A 10,649-nucleotide genomic window follows, 5' to 3' on the forward strand; every position below is an offset into this window, starting at 1 on the left:
GTTATCATAGGCGGGGGTTATCATGCGCCCCCGCGGACCGTCATTGTCGAGTACTGCTTGCCGCTATCGATGCGCTCAGCTTTCCAACTCGATATCGATACCCAGCGAACGAATCTCTTTCACAAGGACATTGAAGGATTCCGGCATACCCGCTTGCATGCTGTGATCGCCGTCGACGATGCTCTTGTACATCTTCGTTCGCCCTTCGACATCGTCAGACTTGACCGTCAGCATTTCTTGCAGCGTGTATGCGGCACCGTAAGCCTCCAGTGCCCAGACCTCCATTTCGCCGAAGCGCTGACCACCGAACTGCGCCTTGCCACCCAACGGCTGCTGGGTGACCAAGGAGTAGGAACCAGTGGAGCGCGCATGCATCTTGTCATCGACCAAGTGGTTGAGCTTGAGAATGTACATGTAGCCGACAGTGACCGGTCGATCGAAGGCTTCACCGGTACGACCGTCGTAAAGCGCCATCTGTCCTGACTCCGGCAGGTCAGCGAGCTTGAGCAAGTGCTTGATCTCATGCTCTTTGGCACCATCGAACACCGGCGTCGCCATCGGCACACCACCACGCAGGTTCTTGGCCAAGGCAATGACCTCGTCATCCGTCAGTGAGTCAAGGTCCTCTGGACGGGCCCCTTGGGTATTATAGACCTCGCCAAGGAAGTCCCGGATTTCGGCCACCTGCTGTTCGCGGGCCTCGCGCAGCATTGCGTCGAGCTTGATACCCAGTCCTCTGGCGGCCATCCCCAAGTGGGTTTCGAGTACCTGCCCGACGTTCATGCGGGACGGCACACCCAAGGGGTTGAGTACCACATCGACTGGCTCGCCATCTGCATCGAAAGGCATGTCCTCGACCGGCATGATAGCTGAAATCACACCCTTGTTACCGTGACGGCCTGCAAGTTTGTCACCCGGCTGGACACGGCGCTTGACAGCCATATAGACCTTGACGATCTTGAGGACGCCGGGCGCCAGATCGTCTCCCTGGGTCAACTTGCGCTTCTTGTCTTCGAAACGCTCATCCATCTCCTTGCGGCGATTCTCGAGTTGTTCATCCGCCTGAGCCAGCAGCTCATTGAGAGACTCATCCTGCATGCGCAGCTTGAACCATTGCTGCCTCGGCAGTTCTTCAAGGTAGTCGTCACTCAGGACATCGCCCTTCTTGAGCTTGGGACCACCATTAACGGCCTGGCCGGCAAGCGAGCGCTTGAGACGCTCGAAAGTGGCATCTTCTGCAATCCGATAGGTCTCCTGCAGGTCCTTGCGAACCTCATCGAGTTGCGTCTGCTCGATGGACAACGCACGAGAGTCCTTGTCGACACCATCACGCGTGAATATCTGGACATCGATGATGGTGCCATACATACCCGTGGCGACGCGCTGCGACGTATCCTTAACGTCAGATGCCTTTTCACCGAAGATGGCTCGCAGCAGTTTCTCTTCCGGCGTCAACTGGGTTTCCCCTTTAGGCGTCACCTTGCCCACCAGGATATCGCCCGGGCCGACTTCTGCGCCGATATAGACCACGCCCGCCTCATCAAGCTTGGACAGCGCCGATTCACCCACATTCGGAATATCGGACGTGATTTCTTCAGAGCCAAGCTTGGTATCACGGCATACGCACGTCAGTTCCTGAATATGTACCGTGGTGAAGCGATCTTCTTGTGAGACGCGCTCCGAAAGCAGAATCGAATCCTCGAAGTTGTAACCGTTCCAAGGCATGAATGCGATACGCATGTTCTGCCCAAGTGCCAAGTCACCCATATCGACAGAGGGCCCGTCGGCAAGGATATCTCCGCGGGCAACGACATCGCCAGGGCGTACTATCGGGCGCTGGTTCATGCAAGTATTCTGGTTCGAACGCAGATACTTGGTGAGGTTATAGATATCGACGCCAGCTTCACCGCCAATGATCTCATCTTCATTAATCCTCACGACGATCCGCTTGGCATCGACGGAGTCGATCACACCGCCACGACGAGCCACTGCGCAGACCCCCGAGTCACGTGCAACGAAACGCTCCATTCCCGTACCCACGAGCGGTTTATCGGCACGAAGGCTGGGGACCGCCTGACGCTGCATGTTGGCGCCCATCAATGCGCGGTTGGCATCGTCGTGCTCCAAGAACGGCACCAGTGCTGCTGCCACGGAAACCACCTGCCGTGGCGACACGTCCATCAACGTCACCTTGTCCGGTGCCATGAACGTCGTTTCACCCTTGTGACGGACCTGCACAAGATCATCGACCAACTTGTTCCCTTCATCGACCGTGGCAGACGCCTGAGCGATGATGTAATCGCCTTCTTCGATCGCAGAAAGGTGGATCACCTCATCGGTCACCTGACGATCCACCACCTTGCGGTACGGTGTCTCGAGGAAACCGTAGCTATTGGTGTGGCTATAGGTGGCCAACGAGTTGATCAGGCCGATATTGGGACCTTCCGGTGTCTCGATCGGGCACAGGCGACCGTAGTGAGTCGCGTGTACGTCGCGCACCTCGAAGCCGGCCCGCTCGCGCGTCAACCCGCCCGGCCCCAAGGCAGACACACGGCGCTTGTGTGTCACCTCGGAGAGCGGATTGTTCTGATCCATGAACTGCGATAACTGACTGGAACCAAAGAATTCCTTGACCGCGGCCGCTACCGGCTTGGCGTTGATCAGGTCCTGCGGCATCAAACCTTCGCTCTCCGCCATGGAGAGACGTTCCTTGACGGCACGCTCGACGCGCACCAACCCGACTCGGAACTGATTTTCCGCCATTTCACCGACACAGCGGATACGCCGGTTGCCCAGATGGTCAATGTCATCGACATCGCCAAAGCCATTACGAATAGCGATCAACTCTTTCAGGACATCGACAATGTCCTGATTATCGAGCACGCCAGAGCCGGTATCGCTATCACGACGCAAGCGGCGGTTGAACTTCATCCGACCGACACCGGACAAATCATAGCGATCTTCGGTGAAGAACAAGTTATTGAACAGGGTCTCGGCAGCCTCTTTGGTCGGCGGCTCGCCGGGACGCATCATCCGATAGATCTCGACCAACGCCTCAAGCTGTGTCTGTGTCGTATCCAGCTTGAGGGTTTCAGAGATGAAGGGACCACAGTCCAGATCGTTCGTATAGAGTGTTTCAAGCGTGGTGATCCCGGCTTTGGCCAGCTTCTCGAGCAAGTCGGGAGTGATCTCCGTGTTGCACTCGCAGATCAATTCACCCGTGTTAGGTGCCACCTGCCGCTTGGCCAGCGTTTTGCCGAAGAGATACTCCATCGGTACCTCCAGGCGCTCCAGGCCGGATTTTTCCATCTGCCGGATATGCTTCTGGGTGATCCGACGACCTTCCTCGACGATGACGCTACCGTCGACATCCTTGATATCGAACGTTGCCGTTTCACCACGCAGGCGCGATGGAACCAGTTCCACCGAAAAACCTGACGGCTCGATATGGAATACACTCGTCTCGAAAAACGTATCGAGGATCTCTTCGGCTTCCATCCCCAAGGCACGCAGCAACACGGTTGCCGGCAGTTTGCGCCGACGGTCGATGCGGACGAAAACGTTATCTTTGGGATCGAACTCAAAGTCCAACCAGGAACCACGATAAGGAATGACTCGGGCCGAATAGAGGAGCTTGCCCGACGAATGACTCTTACCCTTGTCATGATCGAAAAAGGCGCCGGGACTGCGGTGGAGCTGAGAGACGATGACACGCTCGGTACCGTTGACGACGAAGGTACCATTCTCAGTCATCAGGGGAATTTCCCCCATGTAGACTTCCTGCTCCTTGATATCCTTGATCGCCTTATTCGATGACTCCTTGTCATAAATGATCAGGCGAACCTTGACACGCAAGGGAGCAGAATAGGTGACACCGCGCAACTGACACTCCTTGACGTCGAACGCCGGAGTGCCGAAGCGATAGCTGACATATTCGAGAGCCGCATTACCAGAAAAGCTCTCGATCGGGAATACGGACTTGAAGGCGGCATGGAGCCCCAGTTCCATACGCTCTTCCGGCGCGCGATCCTGCTGGAGAAAGTCGTAGTAGGAATCAAGCTGAATGGCCAGCAGGTAAGGCACATCCATCACTTGGGGCAGTTTGCCAAAATCCTTGCGGATGCGTTTTTTCTCAGTGTATGAGTAAGCCATCTGTATTCCCCAGCTTGTTCACCATGGGTGACCGATGCATGTCGGCGACACCCGACGAAGGGTTCTTCGCCGGGCGCTGACGGCAAGCCTGACATGACCCACCGTCGCAACTCATCTGGCGGCACCATCATCACATCATGACGGCACCAACCAGTAACAACAGAAAAAGGCCGGCAGCGGACAAGCCGCCACCAGCCACGGAAGCTCACGCCGCGCGTAAAGCCATGGACAACAAGGAGTTACTTGAGCTCCACAGTCGCGCCGGCATCTTCCAGTTTTTGCTTGGCTTCGTCGGCATCTTCCTTGGACATACTTTCTTTCAAGGTAGCCGGAACCCCATCGACAGCGCCTTTGGCTTCCTTCAGACCCAGACCGGTGATCTCCCGTACCACCTTGATCACGTTGACTTTCTTGTCACCAGGCGAGGTCAGAACCAGATCGAATTCGGTCTGCTCTTCCTCGGCCTCGGCTTCACCACCACCACCTGGGCCTGCGACCACGGCTGCAGCAGCCGATACGCCGAACTTCTCTTCCATCGCCTCGATCAGTTCAGCGACTTCCATCACGGACATGTCGGCGACGGCATTGATGATATCTTCTTTGCTAAGTGCCATTTTACGATTCCTGAACTTTGCGGAGCCCCATCCATTCGGTTAGGCGCTCGTTGTAACAATGTACGATTAGTATGCCGACCGTTATGCGGCTTCTTCCTGCTTCTGATCGCGCAGGGCCGCGAGAGTACGAACCAGCTTGCCAGCCGAAGCTTCCTTCATGACTGACATCAACTTGGATATCGCCTCATCGTACGTCGGCAACGTTGCTAGACGATCAAGCTCTGCCGCTGGGATGAACTCGCCTTCGTATGCCAGCGCCTTGACCTCGAACTCTTTTTCCGTCTTGGCAAACTCCTTGAACAAACGAGCTGCAGCACCCGGATGATCCGTCGAGAACGCCAAAAGAGTCGGGCCCACGAATGTTTCGTTCAAGCACTCCCAAGGAGTACCTGTCAGCGCACGGCGTGCCAACGTATTGCGGACAACACGAAGCTGCACACCATTCTCGCGAGCTTGTTTGCGCAACGTCGTCATTGCAGCAACATCCACTCCGCGAGAATCGGCGACTACGACGGAGAGAGCATCCTTGGCAGTCTCATTGACCTCGGCAACGATTGCCTTCTTGCCTTCGAGAGCTAGTGCCACTGTGATCACTCCTTCATGCCGAGCCTTGCATGTGACATGCACGCCCGGTAGTTACCGTCTTCTCTTTACCAGCGGGCAAAGAGAGCTTGGGTGATGGTGCTCACCAGCACACTGGCGGCCACACCATCTGCGCAGGCATCCATTTGAGGAACATTAAGCCGACAACAGACGGCGCCTGCGGTCTTTGACGGTGCCCCGGCCGGATGGCAAGGGGACCGCAAAGTTTCTTGCTTCGTTGCTATCGACCCGTCCGCCTTACACGAATGCGGAATGGTCAATCGTCAACCCTGGCCCCATCGTCGAGGAGAGGGTCATTTTCTTGAGATAAACGCCTTTGGAAGTACTGGGTTTCAGTTTCTTGAGATCACCCACAAGTGCTTCCAGATTGCCCCTAATGGCATCGGTATCGAAATCCACTTTACCGAGCGTGGTATGAATGATGCCATTCTTGTCGGTACGGAAACGTACCTGACCCGCCTTCGCGTTCTTAACTGCCGTAGCGACATCCGGCGTTACAGTGCCAACCTTGGGGTTCGGCATCAAACCACGGGGCCCCAGAATCTGCCCGAGCTGCCCGACCACTCGCATGGCATCGGGAGACGCAATGACGACGTCGAAATCAAGCTGACCTTTTTTGACATCTTCAGCCAGTTCATCCATGCCAACGATATCAGCGCCGGCTTCCTTGGCTGCATCCGCATTGGCGCCTTGTGTAAAGACAGCAACACGCACGTCTTTCCCGGTACCATTGGGCATCACAGTCGCCCCACGAACCATCTGGTCCGATTTACGCGGGTCGACTCCCAGGTTGATGGCAACGTCCAGCGACTCATTAAACTTGACAGTGGACAATTCCGACAGCAAAGAGACCGCTTCATCAAGCGAGTAGACCTTATTGGAGTCAACTTTCTCCTGGATCTGCTTGGCACGCTTACTCAGTTTCGCCATGATCAGAGGCCCTCCACATTCAGGCCCATACTGCGGGCACTACCGGCGATGGTCCGAACAGCGGCGTCAAGATCGGCAGCCGTCAGATCAGGCTCTTTGGCCTTGGCGATTTCCTCGAGCTGCTCACGCGTCACAGTACCGACCTTGTTCTTGTTCGGCTCACCAGAGCCGGACTTGATGCCTGCCGCTTTCTTCAGCAAGACAGCAGCGGGCGGCGTCTTGGTGATGAAAGTAAAGCTGCGATCGGAATAGACGGTAATCACCACCGGCGTCGGCAACCCCGGCTCCACGTCCTGAGTCTCGGCATTGAATGCCTTGCAGAACTCCATGATATTAACGCCGTGCTGACCCAGTGCAGGGCCGACGGGGGGACTTGGATTGGCTTTACCAGCTGCCACCTGCAGCTTGATATAAGCCTGAACTTTCTTCGCCATGATTCACTCCAGTTGGGTAGTAACGCCTTTCGGCTCCCCTGTATCAAATGCCGCTGACACGGCTTAAATCAGACATGCCAGTTCAACTGGCGCTGACTGTCACTCTTTCTCGACCTGAGCGAACTCCAGCTCGACCGGTGTCGAACGACCAAAGATGAGCACACTCACTTGCAACCGGTTCTTGTCGTAGTTGACTTCTTCCACTACGCCATTGAAATCGGCAAAGGGGCCATCGACGACTCGCACCGATTGCCCAGGTTCGAAGACTGTCTTGGGGCGCGGCTTGTCACTGCCGTCTTGGACCCGGCGTAGAATCGCCTCCGCCTCTTGCTGGGCAATGGGAGCCGGCTTTTCTTTAGTGCCACCAATGAAGCCCATGACACGAGGGGTCTCATTCACCAGATGCCAAGTCGCATCATCCATCTCCATCTCGACCAGAACATAGCCGGGATAGAATTTGCGCTCACTCTTGCGACGCTTGCCGTCGCGCATTTCAACCACTTCTTCGGTAGGCACCAGGATCTCGCCGAAACGATCCTCCATGCCATACATCTTTACACGCTCACCCAAGGAACGCATGACATGCTTCTCGAAACCGGAGTATGCATGCACGACATACCAACGCTTGGACATGGGGTCTCCTAACCAATGACGCCGGACATGGCCCAGCCAAGAAGGGTATCGATCAGCCAAAGCATGAGGCCGACGAGCGCAACGGCTACTAGCACGATGGCTGTAGTTTGAATCGTCTCCTGGCGAGAGGGCCAAACGACACGCTGAATTTCTTTGCGTGCACCCCGTGCCAGTTCAAGCAGTTCACGCCCCTTCGTTGTGGTTAACCCCACCACGCCAGCCAGTGCACAAAGAACCACCACACCAAGCACGCGATACAACATCGCTTGATCAGAAAAATAAGAATTCCCGACGACAGCGGCAACGACCAATACGGTAACCACCGTCCATTTGAGCCCGTCGTAGCGCGAAGCTTGCACCTCGGCGTTTTGTTTCATGAAAACGAGACTCCTCAGGGTACGGCGATCGAACAAGATAGTATAAAAGATAAATCCAGTCTGGGGAAGACTGGCAGGCCAGGAGGGAATCGAACCCCCAACCTGCGGTTTTGGAGACCGCTGCTCTGCCAATTGAGCTACTGGCCTGTATTTGCTGCTACATAGACTGCCAGCGAGGGCATTATGTTAGTCAATGAGGCTTCAGCAAGCAACCCCTCAAAACCAACACCGCTCTTGAAACAACGCGCCGGCAAGCCGCAAGCTCACCAAACAACAATGGAGCTCATGGACGGATTTGAACCGTCGACCTCACCCTTACCAAGGGTGTGCTCTACCCCTGAGCTACATGAGCACAACGATACAAAAAGCATGATGGAGCGGGTAGCGGGGATCGAACCCGCATCATCAGCTTGGAAGGCTGAGGTTCTACCATTGAACTATACCCGCTTACCCGCTCTTGCAACCGCACTACACAAGACGTGTCGGCAAAAACTGGTGGAGGGGGAAGGATTCGAACCTTCGAAGCTTTCGCGGCAGATTTACAGTCTGCTCCCTTTGACCACTCGGGAACCCCTCCAGCTGGCCGGAAGATTCTACCGACCTTTTCAGCAGTGTCAAGCATTTACTTTCAATAACTTGACTTTGAAGACAGACAACCTTGCGAGCTGCCCTGCTGTGGAACGCGCCGCATTGTGTCAAAGGAAAATCGAGAACGCAAGTCCGGCACGAATTTTCTCCAACGCGGCTGGCAAGGGAACATGCGGTGCACCAGACATCTTGCCTGCACGCTCTGACACAGTCAGCGGAAAGCAGGCTTCAAGCCCACCATAGACCATATCCGGCCACACAGCATGCGGAACCCGCATGCCCCGCGAGACGACACGAGCGTCCCCCCCCGTCATCAGCATGGGAAGAGCAACACCCTCGCGATCACAAACCTCGCTATAGATCCGATTCACGGCACTCACTGCCGCCATGAATATGCCATGATTAACTGCTTCCACCGTATCCTTACCGGGCGCTAGCAACTCATCTGCTTCACTATCGGGATCGATAGCAACATTACGAGTCCCCAGCTGCAAGCTCTCTTTCATCAACCTCAAGCCAGGCAAGATATACCCACCCAAGTGTCGACCACCGGGTAAGACGAAGTCGATAGTGATCGCGCTACCACAATCGACGCAGCAGCACGCTCCTGCCAATTGATAGCCTGCGAGCGTCCCCATCCAACGATCCACTCCCAAACGCCCGGGCTCACGGTAGCCATTACTGACTCCCAATGACTCGGCTGATGATCGAGCGACATGAACCATGCCAACCTGACGCCTGAGCAAGGAGACTGTCTCATGCAGTACCGAGGCCCTCGCTACACTAGAAATACGCACAGCCTCGACGACATCCAGGTCGGGAATATCCTCACCAGGTCGCCACGCCTCACGCGTCCACACAGCGCCTCGTGAACGTATTTCGCTACTTGCCGTATCCTTGAGACGCCACTTGGACAGTGTGTTGCCTATATCAAGATCCAGAATCATGGGTGACCACGCACGCTGACTTCACCACCAGCCAGCTTTTCGACAGACTCTCCACGCCTGACCAGCAAGCACCCGGACACATCGACCTCTTCAGCAACGCCAAAATAGTGAATATTACCCTGACTGACTTCGACCTCACAGCCCGTATGGGCATGCCTGCGGTTCCATGCCTGACGCCAAGGCTCGAATCCTTCCTGGTCAAAGCGAGGCAAGAGCTGAAACAACGCGACGAGCAACTCAGCCACCAGTTGGTTGCGGCTAACCTCCGGTGCCTGATCATGGACGGCTGCAACGGGCTGCCCCATACCTGCACGCAACCCCTCTGGCAAGGACACATTGAGCCCGAGCCCAATGACAACGTCACATGGACCCGAGAGGTCCCCACTCACTTCCAGCAAAATGCCCGCCAGTTTATGTCGGGTTCCACCCTGGTCAATCAAGATATCGTTAGGCCACTTGAGGCCGACCACGAGCCCATGGCGCTCCAAGACCTGGGAGACGGCCACGCTCACCGCCAAGCTCAAGCCCTCCAGGCTATTGGCCCCACCTTCGAAACGCCACCCCAACGACAACAGTAATCCACGCCCCCAGGGACACATCCAGGCCCGCCCGCGGCGCCCACGCCCAGCACTTTGTGACTCTGCTATACAGGCTTCTGCGTGTCCGGCACCGGCCACGAAGCGGTCACGTACATACTGATTCGTCGACGGCAGCGCTTCTTCGACAAACAAATGCTGCAACTGATGACGTGTTTCAGTTGGCAACTGGGCGATGATAGCGGTTCCATCCAGCAACTCGAGCCGTTCAGCCAAGCGATAACCGAGCCCCTTAACCGCTTCGAGCGGGATGTCTAACGCTTCGAGTTTTTTCAGCTGCTTCCAGACAGCCGTTCGAGACACACCGAGATGTTCTCCCAGTTCCTCCCCCGAATGGTAGTTCCCATCGCTCATCAGGCGTATCAGATCGCCAATCATCATGACTCCGCCCCCAGGCGAGAAAAACGCCATTCTAGCGGATGCATCGATGGGCAGGAAACGTCAGCGACCAAAGTGGAAGGCAAGCATGGACCATCCCCTCTCGGAGAGGCACGCAGGAGTGCTGTTACCCGGCCATCGCCCGAGCCGCCGACATAGGCGATGAAGGCGCAGCGTACCGACATAAAAAAATCCCCCGGGCTTGGGCCGGGGGATTTTGCATGTAAGGGCCTGACGATGACCCGGGCGGCGCTCCGCTACTCTCCATGGGGAGGCCCCCAAACATCGAAGCCCCGACCCAATGGCCGGGGCTTGTTTCGATAAGGGCCTGACGATGACCTACTCTCGCATGGGGAAGCCCCACACTACCATCGGCGCTGAGCGGTTTCACGACTGA

At 56.2% G+C, this 10,649-nt stretch carries 9 protein-coding genes and 4 tRNA genes; all 13 read right to left on the reverse strand.

The window, feature by feature from the left end:
- Nucleotides 1-75: 75 nt before the first annotated feature.
- The gene (gene rpoB / locus FVV99_RS16790; protein WP_148255285.1) at nucleotides 76-4,152 is read right to left on the reverse strand and encodes a DNA-directed RNA polymerase subunit beta; all 4,077 of its coding nucleotides are present in this window, start codon (nucleotides 4,150-4,152) and stop codon (nucleotides 76-78) included.
- A gap of 239 nt (nucleotides 4,153-4,391) precedes the next feature.
- The gene (gene rplL, locus FVV99_RS16795) at nucleotides 4,392-4,766 is read right to left on the reverse strand and encodes a 50S ribosomal protein L7/L12 (protein WP_148255286.1); all 375 of its coding nucleotides are present in this window, start codon (nucleotides 4,764-4,766) and stop codon (nucleotides 4,392-4,394) included.
- Between the two features lie 81 nt (nucleotides 4,767-4,847).
- On the reverse strand, nucleotides 4,848-5,351 hold the full coding sequence (gene rplJ, locus FVV99_RS16800) for a 50S ribosomal protein L10 (RefSeq protein ID WP_148255287.1): 504 nt from the start codon (nucleotides 5,349-5,351) through the stop codon (nucleotides 4,848-4,850).
- Between the two features lie 255 nt (nucleotides 5,352-5,606).
- Nucleotides 5,607-6,299, reverse strand: coding sequence for a 50S ribosomal protein L1 (rplA, locus tag FVV99_RS16805; protein ID WP_148255288.1), 693 nt, complete (start codon nucleotides 6,297-6,299; stop codon nucleotides 5,607-5,609).
- A gap of 2 nt (nucleotides 6,300-6,301) precedes the next feature.
- On the reverse strand, nucleotides 6,302-6,733 hold the full coding sequence (gene rplK, locus FVV99_RS16810) for a 50S ribosomal protein L11 (protein WP_148255289.1): 432 nt from the start codon (nucleotides 6,731-6,733) through the stop codon (nucleotides 6,302-6,304).
- A 99-nt stretch (nucleotides 6,734-6,832) separates the two neighbouring features.
- The gene (gene nusG / locus FVV99_RS16815) at nucleotides 6,833-7,366 is read right to left on the reverse strand and encodes a transcription termination/antitermination protein NusG (protein ID WP_148255290.1); all 534 of its coding nucleotides are present in this window, start codon (nucleotides 7,364-7,366) and stop codon (nucleotides 6,833-6,835) included.
- A gap of 8 nt (nucleotides 7,367-7,374) precedes the next feature.
- The gene (gene secE / locus FVV99_RS16820) at nucleotides 7,375-7,743 is read right to left on the reverse strand and encodes a preprotein translocase subunit SecE (RefSeq protein WP_148255291.1); all 369 of its coding nucleotides are present in this window, start codon (nucleotides 7,741-7,743) and stop codon (nucleotides 7,375-7,377) included.
- A gap of 71 nt (nucleotides 7,744-7,814) precedes the next feature.
- Nucleotides 7,815-7,890 (reverse strand) — tRNA-Trp (locus tag FVV99_RS16825).
- Nucleotides 7,891-8,020: 130 nt separating this feature from the next.
- A tRNA-Thr gene (locus tag FVV99_RS16830) sits at nucleotides 8,021-8,095 on the reverse strand.
- Between the two features lie 21 nt (nucleotides 8,096-8,116).
- Nucleotides 8,117-8,190, reverse strand: a tRNA-Gly gene (locus tag FVV99_RS16835).
- Nucleotides 8,191-8,236: 46 nt separating this feature from the next.
- Nucleotides 8,237-8,320, reverse strand: a tRNA-Tyr gene (locus tag FVV99_RS16840).
- A 118-nt stretch (nucleotides 8,321-8,438) separates the two neighbouring features.
- Complete coding sequence (locus FVV99_RS16845; protein ID WP_148255292.1) at nucleotides 8,439-9,278, reverse strand: type III pantothenate kinase; 840 nt, start codon at nucleotides 9,276-9,278, stop codon at nucleotides 8,439-8,441.
- Nucleotides 9,275-10,255 (reverse strand): biotin--[acetyl-CoA-carboxylase] ligase, encoded by a 981-nt coding sequence (locus FVV99_RS16850; protein ID WP_148255293.1) that lies wholly within the window; start codon nucleotides 10,253-10,255, stop codon nucleotides 9,275-9,277. Before FVV99_RS16850 ends, FVV99_RS16845 begins: the two co-directional genes overlap by 4 nt.
- Nucleotides 10,256-10,649: the final 394 nt, after the last annotated feature.

The organism is Aidingimonas lacisalsi, from assembly GCF_008079445.1.
In the GTDB taxonomy this organism is placed as follows: domain Bacteria; phylum Pseudomonadota; class Gammaproteobacteria; order Pseudomonadales; family Halomonadaceae; genus Aidingimonas; species Aidingimonas lacisalsi.